Origin of the sequence: Roseovarius sp. ZX-A-9 (genome assembly GCF_028369135.1) — a bacterium.
Lineage (GTDB): Bacteria > Pseudomonadota > Alphaproteobacteria > Rhodobacterales > Rhodobacteraceae > Roseovarius.
On sequence record NZ_JAPWHW010000004.1, the window covers coordinates 172,987 to 198,726 of the forward strand.

23 protein-coding genes are annotated in these 25,740 nt (G+C 62.0%); 7 read left to right on the plus strand and 16 right to left on the minus strand.

The window, feature by feature from the left end; genetic code table 11:
- Positions 1 to 43: 43 nt before the first annotated feature.
- Complete coding sequence (locus O3306_RS05875; protein WP_272004498.1) at positions 44 to 1,225, plus strand: peptidoglycan DD-metalloendopeptidase family protein; 1,182 nt, start codon at positions 44 to 46, stop codon at positions 1,223 to 1,225.
- A gap of 188 nt (positions 1,226 to 1,413) precedes the next feature.
- Here the strand turns inward: O3306_RS05875 and O3306_RS05880 are convergent, their stop codons facing one another.
- From O3306_RS05880 to O3306_RS05910, 7 genes are all read right to left on the minus strand, one after another.
- On the minus strand, positions 1,414 to 2,256 hold the full coding sequence (locus tag O3306_RS05880; protein WP_272004500.1) for an ATP-binding protein: 843 nt from the start codon (positions 2,254 to 2,256) through the stop codon (positions 1,414 to 1,416).
- Positions 2,253 to 3,164 carry a twin-arginine translocase subunit TatC gene (tatC, locus tag O3306_RS05885; RefSeq protein WP_272004502.1) on the minus strand — a complete coding sequence of 304 codons (912 nt, stop codon included), beginning with the start codon at positions 3,162 to 3,164 and terminating at the stop codon, positions 2,253 to 2,255. The genes O3306_RS05880 and tatC overlap by 4 nt, the downstream gene beginning before the upstream one ends.
- Positions 3,161 to 3,790 carry a Sec-independent protein translocase protein TatB gene (gene tatB, locus O3306_RS05890; protein WP_272004505.1) on the minus strand — a complete coding sequence of 210 codons (630 nt, stop codon included), beginning with the start codon at positions 3,788 to 3,790 and terminating at the stop codon, positions 3,161 to 3,163. Before tatB ends, tatC begins: the two co-directional genes overlap by 4 nt.
- Before the next feature lie 7 nt (positions 3,791 to 3,797).
- Positions 3,798 to 4,022: a twin-arginine translocase TatA/TatE family subunit gene (locus tag O3306_RS05895; RefSeq protein WP_272004507.1), complete on the minus strand. Its 225-nt coding sequence runs from the start codon at positions 4,020 to 4,022 to the stop codon at positions 3,798 to 3,800.
- Positions 4,023 to 4,175: 153 nt separating this feature from the next.
- On the minus strand, positions 4,176 to 5,276 hold the full coding sequence (locus O3306_RS05900) for an ABC transporter ATP-binding protein (protein WP_272004508.1): 1,101 nt from the start codon (positions 5,274 to 5,276) through the stop codon (positions 4,176 to 4,178).
- A gap of 93 nt (positions 5,277 to 5,369) precedes the next feature.
- A complete protein-coding gene (locus O3306_RS05905; protein WP_272004510.1) occupies positions 5,370 to 6,740 on the minus strand; it encodes a sodium:proline symporter in 1,371 nt (456 codons plus the stop codon).
- Between the two features lie 109 nt (positions 6,741 to 6,849).
- Entirely contained in the window at positions 6,850 to 7,629 is a 780-nt protein-coding gene (locus O3306_RS05910; RefSeq protein ID WP_272004514.1) for an SDR family oxidoreductase, read from the minus strand.
- 193 nt (positions 7,630 to 7,822) lie between these two features.
- Between O3306_RS05910 and O3306_RS05915 the strand changes: the two genes are divergently transcribed.
- From O3306_RS05915 to O3306_RS05925, 3 genes are all read left to right on the plus strand, one after another.
- Positions 7,823 to 8,827, plus strand: a complete 1,005-nt coding sequence (locus tag O3306_RS05915; RefSeq protein ID WP_272004516.1) for a Hint domain-containing protein — start codon at positions 7,823 to 7,825, stop codon at positions 8,825 to 8,827.
- 149 nt (positions 8,828 to 8,976) lie between these two features.
- Positions 8,977 to 10,587 carry a peptide chain release factor 3 gene (locus tag O3306_RS05920; protein ID WP_272004518.1) on the plus strand — a complete coding sequence of 537 codons (1,611 nt, stop codon included), beginning with the start codon at positions 8,977 to 8,979 and terminating at the stop codon, positions 10,585 to 10,587.
- A gap of 196 nt (positions 10,588 to 10,783) precedes the next feature.
- Positions 10,784 to 11,995 carry an aromatic ring-hydroxylating oxygenase subunit alpha gene (locus O3306_RS05925; RefSeq protein ID WP_272004520.1) on the plus strand — a complete coding sequence of 404 codons (1,212 nt, stop codon included), beginning with the start codon at positions 10,784 to 10,786 and terminating at the stop codon, positions 11,993 to 11,995.
- A 45-nt stretch (positions 11,996 to 12,040) separates the two neighbouring features.
- Here O3306_RS05925 and O3306_RS05930 read toward each other — a convergent pair whose 3' ends face one another.
- The 9 genes from O3306_RS05930 to O3306_RS05970 all read right to left on the minus strand — a co-directional run bounded on the left by O3306_RS05930 (position 12,041) and on the right by O3306_RS05970 (position 21,763).
- The gene (locus O3306_RS05930; RefSeq protein WP_272004522.1) at positions 12,041 to 13,987 is read right to left on the minus strand and encodes a DEAD/DEAH box helicase; all 1,947 of its coding nucleotides are present in this window, start codon (positions 13,985 to 13,987) and stop codon (positions 12,041 to 12,043) included.
- A gap of 147 nt (positions 13,988 to 14,134) precedes the next feature.
- Entirely contained in the window at positions 14,135 to 15,277 is a 1,143-nt protein-coding gene (locus O3306_RS05935; RefSeq protein ID WP_272004524.1) for a M56 family metallopeptidase, read from the minus strand.
- Positions 15,261 to 15,659: a BlaI/MecI/CopY family transcriptional regulator gene (locus tag O3306_RS05940; protein ID WP_272004526.1), complete on the minus strand. Its 399-nt coding sequence runs from the start codon at positions 15,657 to 15,659 to the stop codon at positions 15,261 to 15,263. Before O3306_RS05940 ends, O3306_RS05935 begins: the two co-directional genes overlap by 17 nt.
- A gap of 86 nt (positions 15,660 to 15,745) precedes the next feature.
- Positions 15,746 to 16,012 carry a DUF2160 domain-containing protein gene (locus O3306_RS05945; protein WP_309502386.1) on the minus strand — a complete coding sequence of 89 codons (267 nt, stop codon included), beginning with the start codon at positions 16,010 to 16,012 and terminating at the stop codon, positions 15,746 to 15,748.
- A gap of 131 nt (positions 16,013 to 16,143) precedes the next feature.
- Positions 16,144 to 16,941 (minus strand): carbohydrate ABC transporter permease, encoded by a 798-nt coding sequence (locus O3306_RS05950; protein WP_272004530.1) that lies wholly within the window; start codon positions 16,939 to 16,941, stop codon positions 16,144 to 16,146.
- Entirely contained in the window at positions 16,938 to 17,801 is an 864-nt protein-coding gene (locus O3306_RS05955) for a carbohydrate ABC transporter permease (RefSeq protein ID WP_272004532.1), read from the minus strand. The genes O3306_RS05950 and O3306_RS05955 overlap by 4 nt, the downstream gene beginning before the upstream one ends.
- Positions 17,798 to 18,874 (minus strand): ABC transporter ATP-binding protein, encoded by a 1,077-nt coding sequence (locus O3306_RS05960; protein WP_272004534.1) that lies wholly within the window; start codon positions 18,872 to 18,874, stop codon positions 17,798 to 17,800. Before O3306_RS05960 ends, O3306_RS05955 begins: the two co-directional genes overlap by 4 nt.
- Entirely contained in the window at positions 18,874 to 19,953 is a 1,080-nt protein-coding gene (locus O3306_RS05965) for an ABC transporter ATP-binding protein (protein WP_272004536.1), read from the minus strand. The genes O3306_RS05960 and O3306_RS05965 overlap by 1 nt, the downstream gene beginning before the upstream one ends.
- Positions 19,954 to 20,026: 73 nt before the next feature.
- Positions 20,027 to 21,763: an ABC transporter substrate-binding protein gene (locus tag O3306_RS05970; RefSeq protein WP_272004538.1), complete on the minus strand. Its 1,737-nt coding sequence runs from the start codon at positions 21,761 to 21,763 to the stop codon at positions 20,027 to 20,029.
- 820 nt (positions 21,764 to 22,583) lie between these two features.
- On the opposite strand from O3306_RS05970, the gene O3306_RS05975 reads away from it, so the two are divergent.
- The 3 genes from O3306_RS05975 (at position 22,584) to O3306_RS05985 (ending at position 25,736) form a co-directional block, all read left to right on the plus strand.
- The gene (locus tag O3306_RS05975; protein WP_272004540.1) at positions 22,584 to 23,288 is read left to right on the plus strand and encodes a sugar transferase; all 705 of its coding nucleotides are present in this window, start codon (positions 22,584 to 22,586) and stop codon (positions 23,286 to 23,288) included.
- Positions 23,289 to 23,391: 103 nt separating this feature from the next.
- The gene (locus tag O3306_RS05980; protein WP_272004542.1) at positions 23,392 to 24,348 is read left to right on the plus strand and encodes a CpsD/CapB family tyrosine-protein kinase; all 957 of its coding nucleotides are present in this window, start codon (positions 23,392 to 23,394) and stop codon (positions 24,346 to 24,348) included.
- A 125-nt stretch (positions 24,349 to 24,473) separates the two neighbouring features.
- The gene (locus O3306_RS05985) at positions 24,474 to 25,736 is read left to right on the plus strand and encodes a GumC family protein (protein ID WP_272004544.1); all 1,263 of its coding nucleotides are present in this window, start codon (positions 24,474 to 24,476) and stop codon (positions 25,734 to 25,736) included.
- Positions 25,737 to 25,740: the final 4 nt, after the last annotated feature.

Below are 25,740 nucleotides of genomic sequence, written 5' to 3' on the forward strand. Positions count from 1 at the left end.
AAGCCCCGGCGCACAAGGGGCAAATGATGAGGACGTGATCGAGATGAGTTTTTCCAAACGCCCCGCCATTTTCTTGGCCGGCGCTGCGGTGCTGGTTCTGGGCGGTTGCAGCGCGCCACTCGACTTTGACATGCGCGGCGGGATCGGCCATGGGCTGGATACCGCCGAAGCGGCCCGCAAGGCCACCGCGGCCCGGCCCGATCCGGACAGCCGCGGCATCATCTCGTATCCCGGCTACCAGGTCGCGATCGCGCGACGCGGCGACACCCTGGCCAGCCTTGCCGCCCGGATCGGCGTTGACGCGGCCGAACTGGGGCGGTTCAACGGTATCGGCCCCGACGACAGGTTGCGCCGGGGCGAGGTGATCGCCCTGCCCGGCCGCGTCGCAGAGCCGACAGGCGGCCCGATCCGCCCCGATGGCGTGGACATCGCAACCATCGCCGGCGGCGCGATCGACAAGGCGGACAAGAACCAGATCGAAACCAGCGCGCTGTCCCCCGCGACGCAGACCGGCACCGAGCCTGTACGCCACAAGGTCGCGCGCGGCGAAACAGCCTATACCATAGCACGGCTCTACAATGTGTCGATCCGCAGCCTCGCCGACTGGAATGGGCTGGGCGCTGATTTCGGCGTGCGTGAAGGCCAGTACCTGATGATCCCCGTCGCGCTGCCGGGCGAGGTCGGCAAACCCTTTGATGCGACAGACATCCCTCAGACCGAACCGCCGGGAGTGGGATCGCCCACCCCCGAACCGCCAAGCGCCGTGAAGCCGCTGCCAGAGGACGATACGGTTCCGGTCACCGACATCTCGACGCCCAAGGTCAAGCCCGGCGACGCGCCCGATCTCAGCAAGACCGTGACAAAGAAGAGCAAGGCACGCATGGGCTACCCGGTGCGCGGCGACATTGTGCGCGCCTATGCCAAGGGAAAGAACGACGGCATTGATATCGCCGCAGCCCCCGGCACGCCCGTCAAGGCGGCCGACAAGGGCACTGTGGCTGCAATCACCCAAGACACGGCCGGCACACCGATCATTGTTGTGCGACACGCGAACAACCTGATGACGGTCTATTCCAACGTCGATAATCTCGTGGTCGAAAAAGGTGACAAGGTCAGCCGCGGCGACACGCTGGCCAAGGTCCGCAGCTCCGGCCCCGCAGCGATGCATTTCGAAGTACGCGAAGGGTTCGAGAGCCTAGATCCGGTCCCCTATCTCACCGAATGACTGGTCAGATCCCCGGTGACAACCCACCCGTCAGCGGCAGGTTATCACCGGGGATTTAGGAGCCAGCCGCAGACAACTCGCGCGCCCGTCCCTTTTCGAGGGCGCATCACGGGTCGCCAAAGCCACCCGCCTAGTCCTTCATTTTGCCAAAAATACTCAATCGCCCGGCCCGCTTACCCGGCACGACGTCAGGCGGGTATCGCCACACCACGCCGCCCTGCCAAGTCCGTCACGTATTGCCAGGCCACCCGGCCCGAGCGCGAGCCGCGCGTCGCTTGCCACTCGATCGCTTCGGCGCGCAGCGTCTCATCGTCGATCTCGATCCCGTAGGCGTCACAGTAGCCCCTGATCATCGCCAGGTATTCATCCTGCCCGCAGGGATGGAAGCCCAGCCAGAGGCCGAACCGGTCGCTGAGCGAAACCTTCTCTTCGGTCGCCTCGCTGGGGCTGATCGCACTGGCGCGTTCGTTTTCGATCATGTCACGCGGCATCAGATGGCGCCGGTTCGACGTGGCATAAAACACCACGTTCTCAGGCCGCCCTTCTATGCCACCATCCAGCACGGCCTTGAGCGATTTGTAATGCTGGTCATCATGGCTGAAACTGAGGTCATCGCAAAATAGAACAAAGCGCATGTCACTGGAGCGCAGGAGCGCCAGCAGGCGGGTAACGCTGGTCAGATCCTCACGTTGCAACTCGACGATCTTGAGCGGCAAGCCCTCGGCCACGACTGCGGCATGTACCGCCTTGACGAGGCTCGATTTCCCCATACCACGCGCCCCCCAGAGAAGCGCATTGTTGGCAGGCAGCCCACGGGCGAAATGGCGGGTGTTTTCAAGCAACGTGTCGCGCGAACGGTCCACCCCCAGAAGCAGGCTCATATCCACGCGCGAGACCTTCGGTACCGGCTGCAGCCGGTCAGGCGCAACCTGCCAGACAAACGCATCGGCCTTGGTGAAATCGGGGGCATCGAAAGGTGGTGGGCTGACACGTTCCAGTGCAGCCGCGATCCGTTCCAGCGGGTCGCTCATTTGCGCGGCTCCTCATCCGTCCCTTGCGGTTCGTCCTCGGGGTGGATTTCGTCGTCGGGCATGTCGGTCTCATCGTCATCCTCAAACCACAGGCCCTCGGCGCGCAGCTTCGCTTCGCGCTTCTGCTCGACCCGGCGCACCAGGAAAATGGAGATCTCGTAAAGCCCGTAGACCACGACAAACAGGATCACCTGGGTAATCACATCCGGCGGCGTGACCAGAGCGGCCAATACCAGGATGCCGACCACCGCATATTTGCGCACCGCTTTCAGACCTTCGGCACCGACCAGCCCGGCCTTGCCCATCAGGGTCAGCAGCACGGGCAACTGGAAGCACAGGCCGAAAGCCACGATGAACTTGATCGTGAGGTTCAGATACTCCTGCGCGGAGCCCTGAAAGACGACGCTGAGCGGTGCTGGGCCTTGCGCGCCCTCGATCGCCTCGCCACCGGTCCCGAATTGCTGGAACCCGAGGAAGAAATCATAGGCCAGCGGTGTCACCACGTAAAAGGCAAAGGCCGCCCCGAGGATGAACATGAATGGCGATGCGATCAGGAATGGCAGAAACGCGCCCTTTTCCGTCTTGTAGAGCCCGGGCGCCACGAACCGCCACATCTGGTTGGCGATATAGGGAAAGCCCAACATGAAGCCCCCCAGCAGCGACACCTTGATGGCAACGAAAAAGCCCTCTTGCGGCGAGATGAAGATCAGGTTGCAGTCCTGCCCTCGGTCCGCCAGCACCGAACACAGCGGTGCAGTCAGGAAATTGAAGATCGGCGTGGCCACGGAAAAGCAGATGACCATGCCGATGATAAACGCGATCACTGACCGGATCAGGCGCGTGCGCAGCTCTGCCAGATGCTCGATCAATGGCGCGCTGCTGTCTTCGATCTCGTCGGTATTGCTCATGCCTTGTCCTCAGCCGCCTTTTTCCTGGCTGGCTTGGCCGCGGCCTTCGGGGCGGTGGTTTTCTTTGCCGCGGGCTTGGCCGCGGAAGGTTTGGCCGCAGCACTCTTGGCTGCCGGTTTCTTGGCTGTCGGCTTCTTGGCGGGCGCGGCTTTTTTCGTCGTGGATGTCTTGGCGGCGGGCGTTTTCGCCGCCGCGGATTTGGCGTTTGCCTTCTTGGCTGGTTTGGCCGCTGCAGCAGCGGCCTCAGCCGTTTCTTTCGCCTTGCGTTCGGTGGCTTTCTCGGCGGCTTTCTGGCTGACCTTGTCCGCCACTTCTTGCCGCTCGGGGCTCAACTTGGGCTTGCCCGCGTCCTGAGTGGCTTGGGTAAAGCTCTCGGTAGTCTTGCGGACTTCGGACATGGCCGTTTTGACCGGGCTTGTCGCCTTGCGCAACGTGTCGGTGACATCCTTGACGCCGGACTCATCCGCCGCATCGTTCATTGCCTTGGAAAACTCGCGCGCCATGCCCTTGGCCTTGCCCACGAACTGTCCGACAGTTCGGAACATGCCAGGCAGGTCCTTCGGCCCCACGACGATCAACGCCACGATGCCGATCACCATAAGCTCGGTCCAGCCAAGGTCGAACATGTTGCGTTCAGGCCTTGTCTTTTTTGGATTCGGGCGTCACGTCCTTGGCGACTTCATCGGTATCGTTCGCCGCATCTTCCAGCTCTTTGTTGCCTTCATGGATGCCCTTCTTGAACGAAGTGATGCCCTTGCCCACCTCGCCCATCAGCGACGAGATCTTGCCGCGTCCGAAAAGGACCAGCACCACAACGGCGATGAGCAGGATGCCCGGAAGGCCGATATTGTTCAGCATGAGTATTCTCCCTGTCTCGGGGGTGGATCGAATGTGCCCCGGGAATTTCGTCAGTATTATCTAATCCCTCTGGGCGCAGGTTAAAAGAACGAAAGCGCGGCAGCGCGGCATTTTTGGCCAAGCGCCCGATCAGCGTCCCGGTCAACGTCCCGATCACGCGAGGCTCGCCCCCTTGCGGGCGGGAAACACGAAACACCGGTCGCGCCGGATCATCAGCCACAGGTTCTGACCTTCGTTGGGCAGGAAAACGTTGGGGACGGTGGCGCGCAGGGTCGATCCATCATGCGCCATCGTGAATTCCACAAGGCTTTCGGAGCCCATGAACCGTGCGCGCCGCACGACGCCCAAGGCCGGCGTCCCGTCGCCGGGTGTCGGATTCGGCCCGCGCCCGTGCCGGTCAAAGTCGATCTTGATGTGCTGAGGGCGGATGACGATATCGACCTCCTGCCCATCCGGCACGCCGGGGGCCAGGAATTGACCAAAGGGCGTATCGGTCAACGCCCCTTGAACAGTTCCCCTGATCACATTGATATCGCTGAAGAATGACACCGCATCTCGATCTACCGGGGAATTGTAGATGTTGTAGGGCGCACCCTGCTGGACGATCCGCCCTCCCCGCATCAACGCGATCTCGTCAGCCATGCGCATCGCCTCGACCGGTTCGTGCGTGACCAGCAGAACGGCGGCGTCCTCTTCGCGCAGGATCTCCAGCGTCTCGTCTCGGATACCGTCGCGCAGCCGGTTATCGAGGCCCGAAAACGGCTCGTCCATCAGCATGATGCGCGGGCGCGGGGCAAGCGCGCGGGCCAGCGCCACGCGCTGCTGTTCGCCCCCCGACAGCTCGTGCGGAAAGGCCGACTCGAACCGCGCCAGCCCGACGCGATCCAGCATCTCGCGGATTCGGGTCGCACGGGCGTCCCGGTCCCCGCTGAGCCCGAAGCCCACATTCTCGAAGACGGAAAGATGCGGAAAGAGCGCGAAATCCTGAAACATCAGCCCGATATTGCGCCGTTCCGGTGGCACACGGGTGTGCGTGTCGCAAATCAACGTGCCATCGACCCAGATTTCGCCCGAATCCTGCATCTCGACGCCGGCGATCATCCGCAATGTCGTGGACTTGCCGCAGCCCGAAGGCCCAAGCAGGCAGGTCACCTGTCCCGGGCCGACTGCGAGGGATACGTCATCGACCACCACGCGCCCGTCATAGCTGCGTGTAAGGTTCTTGATTTCCAGTCGCGAGGGCCGTTCTGCCACGGGCCGTCCTTTCGGCTTGTCCGATGAAAACAATCGGAATTATCAACCGGCAGATAGCAACCCTTCGCGCCACACGCAAGACATGGCGGCACGTCACACCCGGCGCGACGATCCCGCCCAGACCGCAATACCGCCAGCCAGCAGCACGGCGATACAGATCACCAGAAGCTGTTCGTACTTGTGCCCTTGCGGCAACAGCGTCACAGCCCAGGCCGCATCCCGCGCGAAATAGATAGCCGCCCCGATGATCGCGGCCCCGAACGCCACGAGGTATGACCAGAGCGCAATGTCGCGTCGCATTACCAGCCCTGCCAACAGTACCGGACTGAGGAACATGCTTGCCGTGCCGCTGACCGCAACCGCGTCAAAGAGCGTCTGGTTTCCCCAAAGCGTCAGCCCGGCACCAACCGCCATGAAAGCGAACATCGCCATGCGCCCCGCCGTCAACGTGCGCGGCGCCAGGTGCAGTTCCTCAACCACCAGTCGCGCGGCGCTGGCCAGTGCGGAATCAAGCGTGCTGAGCGCCGAGATCAGCAGCGACACCAGCAACGCGACGTAAAGCCAGGGCGGGAACATCGTGGCCCAAGTGGTCAATAGCTGCCCCTCATAGGAGGCACCGACAAGACCGGCCTGAATGCCGAACATGCCAAAGGCAATGATGCACAGGGACGATATCCAGAATGCATGCAGGAACGATCTGCGCGTGGTGGCCGGATCGGCCAGAAACCCGCGATCCATCATCACCGGATCATGCGCGGGATAGGAAAACACCTGCAACAGGGCCACCAGCAGCAGCACCTGACCATTCCACGCGCCGGATGTCCCCGGCGCGGTCAACACCTCAATCATGGAGAACCCCGGACTGACGACCAGCGCCACAAAGGCGGCGGCAAAGACACCGAGAAAAACCAGCATCTGCATCACATCGGTGCGCAATGCCGCGCTCAGCCCGCCCCATGCACTATAGCCAAGGCCGAGCATGGCCACGACCGCGATTGACGCTTCGCGCGCAACGTCGATCTGCGGCAGCGCCGCGGCAAAGATCAGCCCTACCACCAGCAGATTGGCAAAGACTTCGGACAGCAGGCGCAGCGCCACCACCAGATTGTAGCACGCCTGCCCCACCGTACCGAACCGCGCGCCAAGCCAGTCCTGCACCGAATGTGCGCCCTGCGCCCGCAACCGCGCCACGATAAACCCGCCGGTCAGAAATGATCCGTAATAGGCGGCATAGGCCAACGTGCCCCAGATCCCGTAGAAATAGCCCAGGATCGCAGAGTTCATCAGCGACCGGGCAAAGATCCATGTTGTCACCTGGCTCAGCACCAGAACCCAAAGACTCGGCGCATGTCCGCGCGCGCCAACCCCGCCAAAGAACCCTTCGACCGTGGCCCGGCGCGGGGCCACGACGATGCTGGCGGCGACGACGAGACCGAATGCGGCTATAATGGCGATGGCCTGCATGAGGCGGGCTCCCCTTTGGCTGTTTTTTGCCAATGGGTAGCCCGACAGCGCGCTTCGGACTATGCCCGATCAGATCACAAACGCGTTTGTGAACGGTTTTCCCGGCCTGTCAGAGTGTCGTGTTGACCGCACCACCATCCAGCAACAGGTTCTGCCCGACGATGAACCCCGCATGTTTCGAGCACAGGAATGCACAGGCGGCGCCGAATTCCTCGGGCGTGCCGTAACGCCCTGCGGGGATCGACGCGCAACGCTGGGCGCGGACCTCCTCGAAGGTGCCACCCTGCGCGTCCACAACCGCCTGATCCAGCGAGGTGGCCCGGTCGGTGTCGTGAATGCCCGGCAACAGGTTGTTGATGATCACACCCTTGCCCGCCACCTGACGCGACGTGCCGGCAACATAGCCGGTCAGGCCAGCCCGCGCGGAATTGCTGAGCCCCAGCACGGGGATCGGCGATTTGACAGATTGCGAGGTGATGTTGACCACCCGGCCCCAGCCACGGTCGATCATGCCCGGCAGCAACGCCTTCATCAAAGCAATCGGCGTCAGCATGTTGGCATCAAGAGCCTTGATGAAATCGTCACGGTTCCAGTCATGCCACATGCCGGGGGGTGGCCCGCCCGCATTGTTCACCAGAATATCCACATCGCCAGCGGCTTCCAGCACGCGCGCCTGACCTTCGGCGGTGGTGATGTCAGCGACCACTTCAGTGACCTCGACGCCAAACTCATCGCGAATCGCGCTTGCCGCCTGCGCCAGCGCCTCGGCGCCGCGTGCGTTCATCACCAGATTGACGCCCTCGCCCGCCAGCGCCCGCGCACAGCCCAGCCCCAGACCCTTGGACGACGCACATACCAGCGCCCGTTTTCCCGTCAGCCCCATATCCATCACTTGCTCTCCTTCATTCTCATGTATTGATTCTGCCTGCCGCCCGGCGATTTTTCCCCGTGACGTCAACGCGCCAACGGGCCAGAATGTCCTGAAATCCGCCGCGGATCGGCCTCTCTTTGCCACAATTTCGCTTTAACTTCAGCTTACGGCACAGCCTGCCGGACCAAAAGATGTAAAACGAGTTGTGCAGATGATCCAAGCCCTTGTCCAATCCATCCCGGTCTACCCCGCCGATGCAATCAGCGTGGTGAATGGCGCCAATCTGGGCGACTCCCTGTCTTTCGCAGCCGAGCTTGACCTGGACGACACCTATGAACTGGGCCTTGACGTCGCGCTGCAACGGCTCTCTTTCAGCACCGATGGCGCGGGCGCGCTGACCGTCGCACAAGGCACGCAGCTTGGCCGGCCAGGGGACGTGCTGCACATAGATTGCTGTGTGACGATGATGAGCGCGACAGGCGCCACCACCGAGATCCTGATTCTCGTCGAAGTGGACGACGCGGGCGATGTCGAGGAGATCTTTGCCATTCCGCTGGCCCCGATGGTGCCGCGCACGGATTACACGCTGGTCGGGATCGACATCGAAGGGGCTGCGGCGAAATTCGCCGAATTGGCCTGTGTCTCATTCTCGCGCGGCACGAATATCACGCTGGCCTCCGGCGCACAGCGACCGATCGAAGAGCTGAAGGTTGGCGACATGGTGCTGACCCGCGATGACGGCCCCCAAGAGGTGCGCTGGATCGGCAGTTCGACTGTGCGGGCGGTGGGCGCCTTTGCACCGATCCGCATCCGCGCGGGTGCGCTGCACAATACCAATGATCTCAATGTCAGTCCCGATCACAGGCTTTTCATCTACCAGCGCTCGGATGCGCTGGGGGCCGGTCGCCACGAATTGCTGGTGCGGGCGCGGCACCTGGTGAACGGCGATACCATTGTTCAGGCTGATGGCGGGTTCGTCGATTATTTTCAATTGCTGTTTGATAGCCACCAAATCATCTATGCCGAAGGGATCGCGGCCGAGACGCTGCTGGTCGACACCCGCACACGCCCCGCCCTGCCACCGGAACTAAACGAGAAACTCGCACAGGTGCTGCCGGGGCATTCAGAGCGCGTTCATCTCGACTTCGAAGTCAGCAAGGCGCTTCTGGACCATCCAGATGCCGCCGCCATGTTGCGGCGGGCCTCGACACGCTAAGGTCCGCTATCCCCGGACAGTCCTTCGACCTGATCGTCCGAACCGTCAAATCCCGCAGCGCATTTCCGGTTCCATCGCCTGGCATCTCCATTCTGTATCAGGGTGCGGCGCGTATTGCGCGCCCGGCGCCCGCGCCGTATACGCGGCGCATGTTGGACATCGCCCCAAACCGCCCCGATCTGCCGCTCGAAATTGCGCGCCGCCGTACTTTTGCGATCATCAGTCACCCTGATGCCGGCAAGACGACGCTGACCGAGAAATTCCTGCTGTTCGGCGGCGCCATCCAGATGGCCGGCCAGGTCCGCGCCAAGGGCGAGGCCCGGCGCACGCGCAGCGACTTCATGCAGATGGAAAAAGACCGGGGGATTTCGGTCTCGGCCTCTGCAATGTCGTTCGATTTCAAGAAATTTCGCTTCAATCTCGTCGACACGCCCGGCCACTCGGATTTCTCCGAAGATACCTACCGCACCCTGACGGCAGTGGATGCGGCGGTGATGGTGATCGACGGTGCAAAAGGGGTCGAGAGCCAGACTCAGAAACTCTTTGAGGTGTGCCGCCTGCGCGATCTGCCGATCCTGACCTTCTGTAACAAGATGGACCGCGAAAGCCGCGATACGTTCGAGATCATCGACGAGATACAGGAAAATCTGGCCATCGACGTGACCCCGGCCAGTTGGCCTATCGGTGTCGGCCGCGATTTTGTCGGCTGTTACGACATGCTGCGCGACCGGCTGGAACTGATGGACCGGGCCGACCGCAACAAGGTGGCAGAAAGCATCGAGATCAACGGGTTGGACGATCCGGCGCTCGATGAAAACCTGCCTGCCGCGCTGGTCACAAAGCTGCGCGAAGAGGTCGAGATGGCGCGCGAATTGCTGCCCACGCTCGACCCGCAAGCGGTGCTCGAAGGGCATATGACCCCGATTTGGTTTGGCTCTGCGATAAATTCCTTCGGCGTCAAAGAGTTGATGGATGGAATTGCCGTCTACGGACCCGAGCCACAGATACAATCGGCCCAGCCCCGCCAGATCGCCCCGGAAGAAACCAACGTCACCGGTTTCGTGTTCAAGGTGCAGGCCAACATGGACCCCAAGCACCGCGATCGCGTGGCGTTCCTGCGTCTGGCCTCGGGGCATTTCAAACGCGGCATGAAACTGACCCATGTGCGGACCAAGAAGCCGATGACCATCTCCAATCCTGTGCTATTTCTCGCCTCCGACCGCGAGTTGGCCGACGAGGCCTGGGCCGGCGACATCATCGGCGTCCCGAATCATGGCCAGCTGCGCATCGGCGATACCCTGACCGAGGGCGAAGCCCTGCGCGTGACCGGCATCCCGAGCTTTGCCCCCGAATTGTTGCAGACCGCGCGCGCGGGCGACCCGCTCAAATCCAAGCATCTGGAGAAGGCTCTGATGCAGTTTGCCGAGGAAGGCGCCGCCAAGGTCTTCAAGCCGGTCTTCGGCTCGGGTTTCATCGTCGGCGTCGTGGGACAGTTGCAATTCGAGGTTCTGGCCAGCCGGATCGAGCTGGAATACGGCCTGCCGGTTCGTTTCGAACCCACTCAGTTCAAATCGGCCCGCTGGGCACAGGGGTCGAAAACGGCACTGGAAAAATTCATCGCGGCCAACAAGCAGCATATCGCGCATGACAATGACGGCGACGTTGTATACCTGACGCGCCTGCAATGGGATATCGACCGGATCGAGCGCGATTACCCGGACGTGACCCTTACCGCGATCAAGGAGATGATGGTCGACTAGATCGATCTGCGTCTGATCCCGGAGTCCCGCCACATCACAGGCGGGTCGCCGGAAAGCAGGATAGCACTACAGCTGAGGCGGCGCGGCCACAGAGCGGCGCGCGTGATTTTCCCCTGTCTTGCCTCGGCGGCGGGTCGTCTGGTCTGGTGGTGCAGAGCCATCCCACCAGCACCGTTTGCATCCGAGGACCTCGCCCATGTCCGTTACATTACCCACCGATCTGCCCGCTCTGCTCAACGACTGCTCCACAGGCTTTGCGCTGCCCCGACCGTTCTACACGCGCGCGGATATCTATGAACACGACATTGCCGCCTACTGGAACCAAAGCTGGATCTGGGTCGGGCATGTCTGCCAGATCCCCGATGCGGGTGATTATTTCCTTTTCGACTATGCGCAAGAATCCCTGATCATCACCCGTGACCGCACGGGCAATGTGCGCGCCTATCTCAACATCTGCCGCCATCGCGGCTCGCGCGTCTGTACCGAAGCGGCGGGCAACACGCGCCTTTTCGTCTGCCCCTACCACGCGTGGAGTTATGATCTGAACGGACAGTTGCGCGGCGGGCGCGACATGGGGCCGGATTTCGACCCGTCCGCATACGGGCTCTTTGAGGCGCATCTGCGCGTTTTTGACGGGCTGATCTTCGTCTGTCCGGGCGAGACTGCGCCGGAGATAGACCCAGGCCTGGACCGGCTGCGCCCGCTGACGGCACCGTTTGGTCTGGAAAACCTGCGGATCGCGCACAGCGCGTCCTATCCGGTGCCTGCCAACTGGAAACTGGCGGTGGAAAATTACATGGAGTGCTATCATTGCGCGCCCTCCCACAAGGAATACTCGCGCAGTCACAGCCTCAAGGATCCGGCGTCGATGACCGATGAATTGCTGGGGGCGATGCGCGACCGGGCGCGCGCCGCTGGCCTGCCGGACGAAATTCTGAGCCTGCCTGAAACTGGCGATACGGGCATGAATTTCTACTATCGCCGCTACCCGCTCTATCCCGGTTATGAGACCGGCAGCCACGCCGGCGCGCCGCTGGCGCCGCTACTGGGCACGCTCGGCGGTTACGATGGCGGCGCCACCGATCTGCAGATCGGAATTCTCAACAATTTCCTGATCTATTCCGATCATGTGGTCGGCTACCGTTTCATCCCGCGCGGCCTGCAAGAGACTGATATCCAGGTCGTCTGGTATGTGCGCGGCGACGCCGAAGCTGGGCGCGACTATGATCGCGACGCCCTTACCTGGCTCTGGCATGTGACCTCTCTGGATGACGAACGGATCATCCGCATCAACCAACAGGGCGTGAATGCGCACCGCTTCGTGCCCGGCCCGCTGTCACAGATGGAATGGGGCGTGCAGAGTTTCTACGACAACTACCTGAGCACGATCGGCCGCAGCGTCTCCTGACAGGTTTCGACAAAACGCCGCGATGCAACGGTTTGCCGCAACGCATCAATCCTCGCGTTTCGCGCCACCCTTGCGATGCGGCGCCGGTTTGCCACCGGGTTTACCGGAAGGTTTGCCAAAGGGTTTGCCCGCACCTTTATGCGCAGTTTTGCCAACGGCAACGCGGGCGCGGTTCTTCTTGCTGCTGGGTTTGCTTTTGGGCGGCGGTGGGCCTTTGGCGTGGTCGGGCTTGCCGCTCTTGGGCTTGGGGCCGCGCTTGGCCACCAGTGCGCCATCCTCCATCGCCACCTCGGACTTGGTCTTGGGCTTGGCGTGTTTCGGCCCACCTTCGGATTTCGCATATTTAGTCGCACCGGCAGGTTTGGCATATTTCGGCGCGCCTGCGGGTTTGGACGGATGCGCGGATTTGTAGGTTTTGGCGAAATCCGGCGCGCGGTCCAGTTGCGTGACCGTGGCGTTGCCCTCGACCGTGCCGCCGGGGCCGATGCTCGTGATGAAGTTCGCGGCACTCGCCGCGCGGATTTCGACATAGCTCATGTCGTCGCGCACCCGGATTGCACCGATATCGTCACGGGTGATCCCACCCGCGTTGCACAGGATCGGCAACAGACGGCGCGGCTCGGCACCTGCCGCGCGCCCACCCGACACCGAGAACCAGACCGACGGGCCGAAAGGCGCGCGCGGCTCGGGCTTGGCGCCCGGATCCGACAAGTCCTCCGGCGCGGAATGACGCTCGGCACGCAGCCGCAAGTAGGCCGCCGCCAGTTGTGCGGCCGAGAAATGGCCGGTCAACTTGTCCACCGCCTCTTGCTCTTGCGGCTCGATGGCCTCGTGCCAGGCGGGATCGGCCAGCATCCGGGCCTCGTCCTGCGCAATCACCTCGTCAGCACCCGGCGCGGGGCCCCAAGTGGCGCGCACCTTGGCGCTTTGCAGGATGCGCTCGGCCTTCTTGCGCGATTTCGGAGGGACGATCAGCGCACTGATGCCCTTGCGCCCGGCGCGTCCGGTACGGCCAGAGCGGTGCAGCAATGTCTCGTGGCTGGATGGCAGTTCGGCATGGACCACCAGATCGAGGTTGGGCAGGTCGATCCCGCGTGCCGCCACGTCAGTGGCCACACAGACCCGTGCCCGCCCGTCGCGCATCGCCTGCAAGGCATGGCTGCGCTCGGCCTGGCTCAACTCGCCCGAAAGCGCCACGACCGAAAAGCCGCGATTGGACAGGCGCGTGGTCATCCGGCTGACCATCGCACGGGTGTTGCAGAACACGATGGCGTTGGGCGCCTCGAAATACCGCAACACGTTGATGATCGCATTTTCCGCATCCTGCGGCGCCACCGACAGTGCGCGATACTCGATATCAGCGTGCTGGCTCTCTTCGGCCTTCGTGGAGACGCGGATCGCGTCACGTTGATATTTCTGCGCCAAGGCCGCGATGGATTTTGGTACCGTGGCGGAAAAGAGCAGAGTCTGGCGCTCTTCTGGAGACTCGCCGAGGATGAATTCCAGATCTTCGCGAAACCCGAGGTCGAGCATCTCGTCAGCTTCGTCCAGCACAACGGCGCGCAACGCACTCAGGTCGATCGAGCCGCGTGTCAGGTGATCGCGCAGCCGCCCCGGCGTCGCGACGACAATATGCGCACCGCGTCCCAGCGCGCGCCGCTCGTCGCGCATGTCCATACCGCCCACGCAAGAGGCCAGAACCGCGCCGGCGCCTGCAAAAAGCCAGCTCAGTTCGCGCTTGACCTGCAACGCCAGTTCGCGTGTCGGCGCGATGACCAGCGCCAGTGGCGCGGCTGCGGGTTCAAAGCGCTCCGCCTCGTCCAGAATGGCAGGCGCGATGGCAATACCAAAGGCCACCGTCTTGCCCGATCCGGTCTGGGCGGAGACCAGCAGATCAGACCCCTCCAGCCCGGGCTCGGTGACCGCCTTTTGCACAGGGGTCAGGTCCGTGTAGCCACGGGATTGCAGGGCGTCGGCGAGGGCTTTTTTCACGTGTGGTCCGTCTCTTTGAGGGTCGTTGAATGCGGGGCGATCTGCAAAAGTACAAAGCGTCGCCACCAAAGAGCGCCACCTATACCGCCGCAGAGCTAAAGTATAGCACCGAATGCGGGCTTGCGCAGTATGTCGCGGCTGCCGACTCTACCAGACCGGCGCTACCGGCGCATTATGTTGCGCCAGCCGTTCGAGATTGACGATGGTGGACAGCATCAGCCGGTCATGGCTCCAGTCGCCAGAGCGTTGCGCTATTGCCGCCAGAGCCAGCAATGTCAGAACCGTCACACCGATGATCGCGCCGCTGGTGATCCGTCCGGTGCGCGCCAGCGGTCTGGCATGCAGCATCGACAGGACCCGCCCACGCAGTACGGTCGAGGCGCGGCACCCTGCCCGGCCAGCACGCATCGGCACCAGGCTGACCACCGGCACGCCGATCTGGCCGCGGCGGTTGTCGCGCAAGCTGTTGCGGCACACCCGGATCAGGCAATCGCAATATGCCTTGACCCCGAATCGACCGCTCGCCAGCACTTGCTGGTCGCAGGCCAGTTCGCGCAGCCGTTCAATCTCGCGGCGCCAGAAATGATAGGCCGGATTCCAGAAGAACAGCCCGCGCAACGCCTCGATTCCCAGTGCCCAGCCCAGATCGCCCTGCCGGATATGTTGAAGCTCATGGGTGACCGCGATACGCAGATCGCTCTCACGTGCCAGCATCTCTGACGGAAGCACCACATGGTGCCGCCACAGCCCGCGCGTGGAAAACGGCACATGGATCTCATCCGTCAACCGCAGCTCGACCGCCCCGATCCGGCGCCAGAGGTAGCTGCGCTTGATCAGCCCGCGGACCCGGATCAGGCTGCGCAGGCTGCATGTCAACGCGGCGGCGCTGCCGATGATCAGAAAGGCCGCAATGGCCAACCCCGCCCAGCCTGTGGGCGCAACGACGGCCTGCGTGAACGCGGCACGCCAGCCCAGCATCTCTTCGAATGCCACGGGTGACATCGCGATCCGGCCTTCCAGAAACTGCGCCACCGCGATGTCCGAAAGGTGCAGCACTGCGTTCTTGTCCAGCAGGCCACTGGCCCGCGCCAGATCAAGCGCCGCCTGGCACAGCGGCACCAGCGTCATGGCCGCCAGCAGCGCATAGGCCAGCCGCAACTGCGGCGCATAGGCCCCACGCAGCGGCGTCGCCCGCAGCGCCGTGCGTGTCAGCAGCCAGACAGCCGCAGCAAGCGCCAGCACGATGTTGGCGTCAAGATAAGCATCGAACACGTCATTCAGCCGGATCATCTCGCAATCTCCTGTCCAGAAGTGCCCGTATCTCTTCAAGGGATTCCTCTGACATGCCGGTATCATCAACCAGTCGCGCCACCAGGCTGGCGGGCGTACCGTCAAACAGCTTGTCCGACAGATCGCGCAGGGTCTTGGCCTGATAGGTATCCTTGGCCAGGATCGGCTCGTAGATCAGCGATTTGCCCTGCTTGTCGCTGCGCACAAAGCCCTTCTGCTCCATGATCCGCAGGATCGTCGCCGCCGACGTGTAGGCCAGCGGCCGCTCCGGCGCGAGCAGGCCCATCACATCGCGCACTGATCCGCGGCCCAGTTCCCACAGGTGCGTCATCAATTCCAGTTCGACATCTGTCAGGAAATCGTTCTTCTTTCTTGGCCGCATTCCGTACCCTGCTTTTCCGGTTGATCCCTCGTCTGCTCGTATCATCCAATAGACAGCATATCCGGCTTTCTGCCAAGCGCGTCGGCTCAGACCTTCCAGAAGCAGAAAATTCCCCACGCGATGCTCAGCCCCAGTGGCGCCCAGAGCGGCATACCCACCAACCCAAGCCAGGCGAGGAAGATATAGACCGTGCCCAGAAGCGTGATGAAGAGCCGGTCCCCACGGGTCGTGGTGAGGCCAAGCGCGCCTTTACGTTCGTCGCCGCCGGGGCGACGGATTTCCAGCACGGTGATGACGCCCATCGCCGCAAAGATGCCGATGAACAACAGCAACGTGACCGGCGTCCAGGCCATCCAGAAACTTGGCCAGAGGGGCGCTGTCCACGAAAACGGCTTTTCCGCCTCCTGCGCCACGGTGCCCCAGCTGTTTTGCGCCGTTGCTGCGGCAGGCAGGACAAGCAGCGCCAAAGTCGCGATGCGTCTCATCACACCCTCCCCAGGGCAAAGCCCTTGGCGATGTAGTTGCGCACGAAATAGATCACGATAGCACCGGGTATGATCGTCAGCGTCCCCGCAGCGGCCAACAGGCCCAGTTCATAGCCTGCGCTACTGGCGGTCTTCGTCATGGTCGCGGCGATGGGTTTCGCTTCTACTGCGGTCAGCGTCTTGGCCAGCAGCAATTCGACCCATGAGAACATGAAGCAAAAGAACGCGGCCACGCCCACGCCCGCCTTGATCGACGGCAAAAAGATGGTGACGAAAAACCGTGGAAAGCTGTAGCCGTCCACATAGGCCGTTTCGTCCAGCTCCTTGGGAACGCCGCGCATGAAGCCTTCCAGGATCCACACCGCCAGCGGGATGTTGAACAGGCAATGCGCCAGCGCCACGGCCAGATGCGTATCGAACAGGCCCACCGCCGAATAAAGCTGAAAGAACGGCAATGCAAAGACCGCCGCCGGCGCCATCCGGTTGGTCAGAAGCCAGAAGAACAGCTGCTTATCCCCTAGGAACCGATAACGCGAGAACGCGTAGGCCGCGGGCAGTGCGACGCATATGGAAATTACCGTGTTCAGAGAGACATAGATGATCGAGTTTATGTACCCCCAGTACCAGGTGGGATCGGTGAAGATCACCTTGTAATTCTCCAGCGTGAAAGTGCGCGGAAACAGCGAGAACCCCGAGAGGATCTCGTTTGTGGTCTTGAATGACATCGACACCAGCCAGTAGATCGGCAGCATCAGGAAGGCGATGTAGAGGATCGGGATCAGGCTGCGCTTTTTCATGGCTCATCGTCCTTCGTCATCAACGTGTAGAAGAGCCACGACACCAGCAGCGTCACCGCGAAGTAGATCAGGCTCATCGCTGCTGCCGGGCCGAGGTCGAACTGCCCCAGGGCGATCTTCACCAGATCGATGCTGAGCAATGTCGTGGAATTTCCCGGCCCCCCGCCGGTCAGCACGAAAGGCTCCGTATAGATGTTGAAGCTGTCCATGAAGCGCAGCAGGATCGCGATGGTCAGCACCTGTTTCATCTTGGGCAACTGGATGTGGCGAAAGACAGCCCAGCCTGACGCCCCGTCGATCTTGGCTGCCTGGTAATAGGCATCGGGAATGCTGACCAAACCTGCGTAGCACAACAGCACCACCAGCGACGTCCAGTGCCAGACATCCATGATGACGATAGTGATCCATGCCGCAGTCGGGTTTTGCGTCATGTCATAATGCACGCCCAGCACATCGTTCATGAAATAGCCCAGCATGCCGATCCGCGGCAGGGTGAATATGTTCCACATCGCGCCCACCACGTTCCACGGGATCAGCATCGGCAGCGCCATCAGCACCAGACAGACCGGCACCCACATCCCCTTGCGCGGCATGGCCAGCGCAATGATGATGCCCAGCGGGATCTCGACCGCTAGGATGATCCCGGTGAACAGAAACTGCCGCCCCAGCGCGGCATGAAACCGGTCCGAATTCAGCAACTCCTGGAACCAGCGCAGCCCTTCCCAGAAGAACACGTTGTTGCCAAAGGTTTCCTGCACCGAATAGTTGACCACCGTCATCATCGGGATAAGCGCGTTGAACGCCACCAGCAGGAGGACGGGCAGCACGAAAAACCATGCCTTCTGGTTATGGGTTCTCATGTCGATTCCCTTTCGGTGGCCAACCAACCGTCACGATAGGCGCGGGTCTGATCCGGGCGAAAGCCCAGATGCACATCGCTGCCGGGGGCCGGCACGTCGCCTTCGACCACCAGCTTGACCGACGTTTTCCCAACAACCGCCTCGACCACATTATGCCGTCCGACATCGGCAACGCGACGGACCGTTGCAGGCAGGCCCGTTTCCGCCAGTTCGATGAACTCGGGGCGTATACCGATCTCCAGCCGCCCCGCCCCGCCAGTCACCGGCCCTTCGAGCGCGACCGAATGCCCTTCGAACAGCACGCGCGCGCCGTCTTGCACCGCTGGCAGCACATTCATGCCGGGCGAGCCAATAAAATGGCCGACGAAGGTATGCGCGGGCCTCTCGAACAGCTCTACCGGCGTGCCGATCTGCACGATCTCGCCATCCTGCATGACCACCACCTGATCAGCAAAGGTCAACGCCTCGGTCTGATCGTGGGTGACGTAGATCATCGTGGCACCGACGCGGGCGTGCAGCTCTTTCAGCTTGCTGCGCAGCTTCCATTTCAGATGCGGGTCGATCACGGTCAGCGGCTCGTCGAACATCACCACGTTGACGTCATCGCGCACCAGCCCTCGCCCCATCGAAATCTTCTGCTTGTTGTCGGGGCTGAGCCCTGCCGCGCGCGTGCGCAAGAGATCGGTGACATCCAGCATCTCGGCAATCTCGCCCACACGCTCGGCCACCCGCGCCTCTGGCACACCGCGATTGCGCAATGGAAAGGCCAGATTGTCGTAGACACTCATCGTGTCGTAGATCACCGGAAACTGAAACACTTGCGCGATGTTGCGCCGGTCGGGTGGCAGGGCTGTCACATCGTGATCGTCAAACAGTACCTGCCCCTCGGACGGGACCAGAAGCCCGGAAATGATGTTTAGCAGCGTCGATTTCCCGCAACCCGACGGGCCCAGCAGCGCATAGGCACCGCCATCGGACCAATCCAAATCAATCGCCTTCAGCGCATAATCTTCTGGCCCTTTGGGGCTGGGCTCGTAACTGTGCCGGAGGCCTCTGAGGGTGATTTTCGCCATCAGACCACGCCCCCCTGCGCCGCCAGCGCGCCGTCCTTACCAAAGTAGTAGCAGCCCGCCGGATCAAGGTAGAATGGATGCTGCTGGCCGATCTCGAACCGGGTTACCCCGTGCGACAGCGACACCCACGCGGCATCCTGCATCTGAAAATGCGCGCTCGACTCCGAGCCGCTGACTTCCGTTACCAGCACCTTGCCGCTCAGCTGAACGGTCGCGGTTCCGCGCGGGTGGGGCGTGACGTGGTGCGGTCGCACGGCCAGCGTATAGGGGCCATCGGCCAGCCCCTCCTGCCCGCGCGGCACTGGCCAGCGCGCGGCATCACCCATCTGCATTTCACTGCCGGTCTTGCGCACCTGTGCCACGTTGATCGGCGGGTCGGAAAAGACCCGTGCCGCCCCAAGCGTCGCAGGCTTGCGGTAAATCTCGGCCGTCGGGCCGAATTGCACCACATGCCCGTCCTCCATCAGCCCGGTCTCGCCGCCCAGCAGCAGCGCCTCTTCCGGCTCAGACGTAGCATAGACAACCACGGCGCCGCGCCCGGCGAATAGCTCGGGCAGTTGTTCGCGCAATTCCTCGCGCAGTTTATAATCGAGGTTCGCCAGCGGCTCGTCCAAAAATACTGCGCGGCTTTCCTTGGCGATGGCCCGTGCCAGCGCGGTTCGCTGCTGCTGCCCGCCCGACAATTCATGCGGGCGTCGGTGAAGCATCGGGCGCAATTGCAGAATATCGGCGGCCTCCTCGACGCGGCCCTGAATTTCGGACTTTGCCACGCCGGCAACCTTCAGCGGCGAGGCGATGTTGTCGAACACCGTCATATGCGGGTAATTGACGAAAAACTGATGCACGAGGCTGATGTTGCGCTTTTGCGTGCTCAGGCGGGTCACGTCCTGCCCGTCCATGATCACCTGCCCCGAGGCAATGGGATCAAGCCCGGCCATCATCTTGATCAACGATGTCTTGCCCGCGCCGGTCTGGCCCAGCAGCACGTTGAAATGTCCCGGATGCAGGGTCAGCGTTGTCGGCTTGATATGCACCCGTCCCGCGACCTGCTTGGTGATGGCGTGTAATTCGATAGTCATCTTGACCCTTGCCAGTTACAGGCGCGTGGGCCGGGGCGCGTAATTCGCCCCGGCCCGTTCCTGTTCAGGTGGATTACTCAGCCGCCCAGCGGGCGACCAGCTCGTCATAATTGACGGTCTCGCCCTGGGGCTTCTCGTTCTCCAGCTTCGGCTTGGCGCCGCCATTGGCGAACCACCATTCCGCGTCCTTCTCCTCGTTCAGGCGCGGACCGCAGCCGCCATAGACATTCGCGGCCTCGTCTGCCGCCTGCATCCGCGACATGGTGATGTCCATCTCGTTTGCCAGCCGGTCCATGGCCTCTTGCGGCGTGAAGGCGCCCGAGTTCACGTCACCGATCTGCTGCCACCAGATCTGTGCCAGTTTGGGATAGTCCGGCACGTTGATGCCCGTGGGCGACCACGCGGTGCGATCGGGCGAGCGGTAGAATTCCACCAGGCCGCCCAGTTTCGGCGCACGCTCGCTAAAGCTTTCGTGCCGCACGCTGCTGTCGCGGATGAAGGTGAGGCCGACATGCGACTTCTTCACATCCACCGTCTTGGAGGTCACGAACTGCGCATAAAGCCATGCGGCCTGCGCGCGATCCGACGGCGTGGACTTGAGGAACGTCCAGCTGCCCACATCCTGGTAGCCGACCTTCTGGCCCTCTTCCCAATATGGCCCGTGCGGGCTGGGCGCCATCCGCCAGAGCGGGTTGCCGTCCTCATCCACCGTGTTGTTGCCAGCGGACTGCGGTGCCACCATGTCGGCGGTAAAGGCTGTGTACCAGAAGATTTGCTGGGCCACGTTGCCGGTCGCCAGAGCCGGGAGCGACTGATAGAAATCATAGCTTGCCGCACCCGGAGGGGCGTAATTGCGCAGCCATTCATCCCATTTGCGGATCGCATAGACCGCTGCCGGGCCATTCGCTGCCCCACCGCGTGTGACGCTTGCGCCAACCGGGTTGCAGGTGCCCGCTTCCATGCGGATGCCCCATTCATCAATCGGGATGCCGTTCGGCTCACCTTTGGAACCTGCGCCCGCCATCGACAGCCAGGCATCGGTCATCCGCCAGCCAAGGTCAGGCGCACGCTTGCCATAGTCCATGTGGCCATAGATGCGCGTGCCATCGACTTCCTTCACGTCATTCGAGAAGAAATCGGCGATGTCCTCGTAGGCCGACCAGTTGACCGGAACGCCCAGTTCGTAGCCGTATTTCTCCTTGAACGCCGCTTTCAGGTCTTCGCGGTCAAACCAGTCCTTGCGGAACCAGTAGAGATTCGCGAATTGCTGATCAGGCAGTTGGTAGAGGTTGCCATCCGGCCCTGTGGTGAACTGGATGCCCATGAAATCATCCAGATCCAGCGTCGGTGACGTTGTCGCCGCCCAGTCGCCCGCCATCTGCTCCGTCAGGTTATACGCAAGCTGCAGGCGTGAATGCGTGCCGATCAGATCGGAATCATTCACATAACCATCATAGAGGTTCCGGCCGGTCTGCATCTGGGTCTGTACCGCCTGCACCACTTCGCCCTCACCAAGGATCTGGTGATTGACCTTGATCCCGGTGATTTCGTGGAATGCCTTGGTCAGAACGTCCGATTCATACGAATGTGTCGGAATACCCTCGGACAGCACGTTGATTTCCATGCCCGCATAGGGCTTGGCCGCCTCGATGAACCACTGCATCTCGGACAGTTGTTCGGCCTTGGAGAGTGTGGATGGCTGGAACTCCTTGTCGATCCAGCGCTGTGCCGCCGCCTCGTCGGCTATGGCGGCCTGTGACCCTGCGATCACGGCGGTGGCCGCGACGGCAGAGAGCAGATACCTACGCATCTTGTCTCCTCCCTTGGATTGTTTGTGATCGGTCTCCCCCGATGGGAATGAGTGTCATGTTTCGCGGGCCGCCATGTCAAACTAAAAATTTAGTAGATGCCGAATCCACGCATCTTGGCGGCCTCAAAAAGAGCCCGCGCAGGCTGTGCCACAATCGCGTAAAAGAGCGCCGCGCAGCAGGAATTCTTGCCACATTTATGACGGGAAAACTGTCAATTTCCCCTGATCTGCGCCGGCTTGTTGCAGCAAAAGGTGGCCAACCAGGGGGGCAAGACGGTGATTCTGACAAAACAGGGCAAAATCTGGGCAGAAATCGGGCAGTGCAAAAGTGTCGCCCGATTCCAATTTCATGCCGCATGTTTAACGTTGCGTTTCCGGACCGGAAACAATTCTGCCGGTTGGGCGTCGCCGTCATCGTTTGAGGAACCAAAATACACGCTAAAGATGTATTTCTTTCAAGTCGTTAGCTGTTTGGGTTATCGTTTATGGAAACAATGTGTTTCTGCAGATTTCATTAAAAATTTGCCGAGAAATGTTAGGTTGGAAAGTGTCAATTTAGAGGCAACTTTTCGTCTCTGAGCTGTCCACAACCGATCTAGGGACCGGGTTTAACGGGGTCGCAACGAAGCATTTCGTTCGCAGGCCGCGCCGGAATCGAACACGGGAAGCCGCAGACATGGCGGCGCCGGGCAGAGGCAGTTGAGTGGTGTGACGTGTTGTGGACGATTGGGGAATGCCTATGGCCGATACAAATATGCAATTAGGCCAGCCGAATGCTGTTTCGGGTGGCCCGCATACCGGATTTCCAAAACCAGCGTTGATGAGCTATTTCAATCGCCCCTCACCCGCAGAGGTGGTCGATCTGCTGCGCCCGATCAACCCGGCTGTTCCGGTTGAAACGACCCTGCCCCGGCAAAATTTCTATCGGTCGACGGGCAAGAGGGTTCTCGATATCACCTTCGTGCTGCTGACGGCCCCGCTCGCGTTGTTGCTGGTCGGGTTCAGCGCCCTGCTCTTGTGGGTCGAGGGCGGCGCGCCGTTCTATCGTCAGGACCGTCTTGGCGAAGGCGGCACTGTGTTTCGAATCCTGAAACTGCGGACCATGGTGCGCGATGCCGATGCCATGCTGGAAAAACTGCTGGCCGAGGATGACGCGCTGCGCCGCGAATGGGAGTCGACGCAGAAGCTGAAGAATGACCCGCGCATCACACGCTGCGGGGCCTTCCTGCGCAAGACCTCGCTTGACGAGTTGCCGCAGCTTTGGAACGTGCTGACAGGCGAGATGAGCTTGGTGGGGCCGCGTCCGATGATGGTGGATCAGTTGCCGATCTACGGCGATGCACAACATTATTTTTCGCTGCGTCCGGGAATCACTGGCCTTTGGCAAGTGTCCGAGCGCAATGAGAGCCTGTTCAAGTTGCGTGTGATGTTGGACGAAGAGTATAATCGGTGCATGTCGCTGATGCAGGACCTCAAGGTGCTGCTGCTGACAGTGGGCGCTGTGTTGAAACGAACCGGGTACTAAGATTTTTGGGGGCGCCTTGCCGGATTGGCTGTCCGGCGCAATTGTAAAAGGTGCAATAGTGGAACGAGACAATAAAGCACGCGGCGCTGATCGCTCGCGCAAAATGAAATCGGAGTCGGCACAACCCAAACAGGGCGGAACACGCGGCAGCGCAGGCACACGCGGGCACGTGGCGAATACGCGCGACCTGCCCTTTGACCTGGAACTGACCCGCCGGGTCAATGGCCAGTACATGCCGGCCAAATGGGGCAACCGCGACCCGTCGCTGGGACTGGCCGAAGTGCCTTTCCTTGACGAGGACGAAGCGGCATTGCCCGCCGCACAGCGCGCGGCCCAGATTGCGCAATATGGCAGCGGCAGCTGGGAAACGCTTGAACAGGTTCCGTTCGGCCACGGCGCATCCTCGGCCCTGAAAGCTCAGATGGCGTTGGCAGGCGGCGACCGGCGTGTTCTGCGGGTGATCGACGATCTGCGCACGCAACTGCTCCAGACACTTCAGAGCGAAGTCTGGAACCGCATCGCCGTAACCGCCCCCACATCGGGCTGTGGCACCACTTTCACCGCCGTGAACCTCGCGCTCAGCATCAGCCGCATCCCCGATTTCCGGACCGTGCTGATGGACCTCAACCAGCGCAATCCGGGGATCGCCACGGCGCTTGGCCTGCGCGGCCCGGGCGACATGCACCGCTATCTCGCCGGGCAGGTCTCGGCGCGCGATCACCTGATGCGCTGCTCCGAGACATTGGCGGTCGGTCTGAACCGCGCACGCCCCGTAAACCCTTCGGAAATGCTGCATTCCAAGCGCACCGGCGCCGTGCTCGACGACATGATTGGCACCCTTTTCCCCGATATCGTGCTTTACGATCTGCCGCCGATGCTGGAATACGATGACCTCGAGGCGTTTCTGCCGCAGGTCGACGGGGTGCTTCTTGTAGCCGATGCCAGCCGCACGCTCGGTCCGCAGATCGAGGAATGCGAACGGCGCTTGCAGGGCAAGACGAACCTGCTGGGCATCATTCTCAATCGCACGCGGATCGACGTGCCCCTGCAGGCCGCCTGAGCGGCGCAATCTGGCTGCACGTCATAGTTTCGCCTATATGATATGCGAGGCGTAAAGCCGAGCAGCCCGGGTTCAGCCCGGCACAGATGCCGCCAAATGGCGCGATTGAGGCAGAAGGCAACTATATGGGATCGATTTTTTCGATTGCAGACGCGATTGACATGGTGCGCCGCCGCATCGTGACGATCATTGCTGTTTTCCTGATCGGATCCGCCCTGTCATTTTTCTACGCTCTTTCAAAACAGCACCTCTACACCTCGTCCGAGGTCCTGCAGGTCCAGAGCCCGAAGATAGATGCGGAACTGGCACCGTCCACCATCAGCGGATCCTCGGCCCGCCGCCTGCAAATGATCGAGCAACAGGTAATGTCACGGGGTGGCGTGCTGGAACTGATCGAGAAGCTGGGGCTTTTCGCCGATGCAGAAGGCATGTCTGACGCTGACAAGGTCGGTCTGATCCGCCGCGCGGTCTCGCTCGAAGGGGTTGCCGCCGCGCGCGAGGGCTATAGCGACGACGGCACCGTTTCGCTGCTGCGGATCACCGCGAATTGGCCCAGTGCGGATGGCGCCCAGCAAATCGCGCACGAGTTTTCACAACGGACCATCGCGCTCAGCATTAGTTCCCGACTGGAACAGGCCCGCGAGACACTTGCCTTCTTCGAGCTTCAGGAAGCGGCGGTCCGCTCCGAGATCGAAACGCTCGAGGCCGACATCTCGCGCTTTCGCACCGAGAACGACATTGCCACCCCCGGCAATATAGAAGCGGCACAGCGCGAAGCCGAAACCGTGACCGAGGCGATTCTGAACATCGACCGCAAGATGTTGACCTTGCAGCGCCAGATCGCCGCCCCCGCCAACACCCGGATCGAGAAACGCCAACGCGAAGCCGACATGCTGGAACTGCAGGGCCTTGAAGCCGAGCGCGCACTGCTGGCGCGCACGCTGGAGCGCTTAAACGACAGCCTCGTCGGCACGCCGGAACTGGACCTGCAACTGGCCGAATACACCCGCCAATTGACCGATCTGCGCGCCCAGTTGCAACAGGTCAGTGCCCGGCGCAAAGAGGCTCAGATCGGCCTGCAGCTTGAGACGCAGCGCCAGTCCGAGCGCCTGACCGTGCTAGAGCCCGCGCCGCTGCCGGAATATCCCTTTACCACCGCCCGCAAGCAGATCGTGGTTCTTGGCGCGGCGGCCAGCCTGCTGCTGGGCCTCGGCGTGGCCTTCGCGCTGGATCTGCGCCATCCGGTGATCCGCTCTGCCGCGCAGATGGAGCGCGAGCTCGGCCTGCGCCCGGTCATTTCGATCCCCGAGATGAAACCGGTTCGGCGCAAGGGATCGTGGCGTCGCAGATTATCGCATCTTGGGGGCCGCCCGCCCGGGCAGTCCTGAACGC

Excerpts from the sequence above, each read along its gene's own strand:
- O3306_RS05875 (WP_272004498.1), top strand. The coding sequence starts at position 44 with ATGAGTTTTTCCAAACGCCCCGCCATTTTCTTGGCCGGCGCTGCGGTG.
- O3306_RS05880 (WP_272004500.1), bottom strand. The coding sequence starts at position 2,256 with ATGAGCGACCCGCTGGAACGGATCGCGGCTGCACTGGAACGTGTCAGC.
- tatC (WP_272004502.1), bottom strand. The coding sequence starts at position 3,164 with ATGAGCAATACCGACGAGATCGAAGACAGCAGCGCGCCATTGATCGAG.
- tatB (WP_272004505.1), bottom strand. The coding sequence starts at position 3,790 with ATGTTCGACCTTGGCTGGACCGAGCTTATGGTGATCGGCATCGTGGCG.
- O3306_RS05895 (WP_272004507.1), bottom strand. The coding sequence starts at position 4,022 with ATGCTGAACAATATCGGCCTTCCGGGCATCCTGCTCATCGCCGTTGTG.
- O3306_RS05905 (WP_272004510.1), bottom strand. The coding sequence starts at position 6,740 with ATGCAGGCCATCGCCATTATAGCCGCATTCGGTCTCGTCGTCGCCGCC.
- O3306_RS05910 (WP_272004514.1), bottom strand. The coding sequence starts at position 7,629 with ATGGATATGGGGCTGACGGGAAAACGGGCGCTGGTATGTGCGTCGTCC.
- O3306_RS05915 (WP_272004516.1), top strand. The coding sequence starts at position 7,823 with ATGATCCAAGCCCTTGTCCAATCCATCCCGGTCTACCCCGCCGATGCA.
- O3306_RS05920 (WP_272004518.1), top strand. The coding sequence starts at position 8,977 with ATGTTGGACATCGCCCCAAACCGCCCCGATCTGCCGCTCGAAATTGCG.
- O3306_RS05925 (WP_272004520.1), top strand. The coding sequence starts at position 10,784 with ATGTCCGTTACATTACCCACCGATCTGCCCGCTCTGCTCAACGACTGC.
- O3306_RS05935 (WP_272004524.1), bottom strand. The coding sequence starts at position 15,277 with ATGATCCGGCTGAATGACGTGTTCGATGCTTATCTTGACGCCAACATC.
- O3306_RS05940 (WP_272004526.1), bottom strand. The coding sequence starts at position 15,659 with ATGCGGCCAAGAAAGAAGAACGATTTCCTGACAGATGTCGAACTGGAA.
- O3306_RS05945 (WP_309502386.1), bottom strand. The coding sequence starts at position 16,012 with ATGGCCTGGACGCCGGTCACGTTGCTGTTGTTCATCGGCATCTTTGCG.
- O3306_RS05950 (WP_272004530.1), bottom strand. The coding sequence starts at position 16,941 with ATGAAAAAGCGCAGCCTGATCCCGATCCTCTACATCGCCTTCCTGATG.
- O3306_RS05955 (WP_272004532.1), bottom strand. The coding sequence starts at position 17,801 with ATGAGAACCCATAACCAGAAGGCATGGTTTTTCGTGCTGCCCGTCCTC.
- O3306_RS05960 (WP_272004534.1), bottom strand. The coding sequence starts at position 18,874 with ATGGCGAAAATCACCCTCAGAGGCCTCCGGCACAGTTACGAGCCCAGC.
- O3306_RS05965 (WP_272004536.1), bottom strand. The coding sequence starts at position 19,953 with ATGACTATCGAATTACACGCCATCACCAAGCAGGTCGCGGGACGGGTG.
- O3306_RS05970 (WP_272004538.1), bottom strand. The coding sequence starts at position 21,763 with ATGCGTAGGTATCTGCTCTCTGCCGTCGCGGCCACCGCCGTGATCGCA.
- O3306_RS05975 (WP_272004540.1), top strand. The coding sequence starts at position 22,584 with ATGAGCTATTTCAATCGCCCCTCACCCGCAGAGGTGGTCGATCTGCTG.
- O3306_RS05980 (WP_272004542.1), top strand. The coding sequence starts at position 23,392 with ATGAAATCGGAGTCGGCACAACCCAAACAGGGCGGAACACGCGGCAGC.
- O3306_RS05985 (WP_272004544.1), top strand. The coding sequence starts at position 24,474 with ATGGGATCGATTTTTTCGATTGCAGACGCGATTGACATGGTGCGCCGC.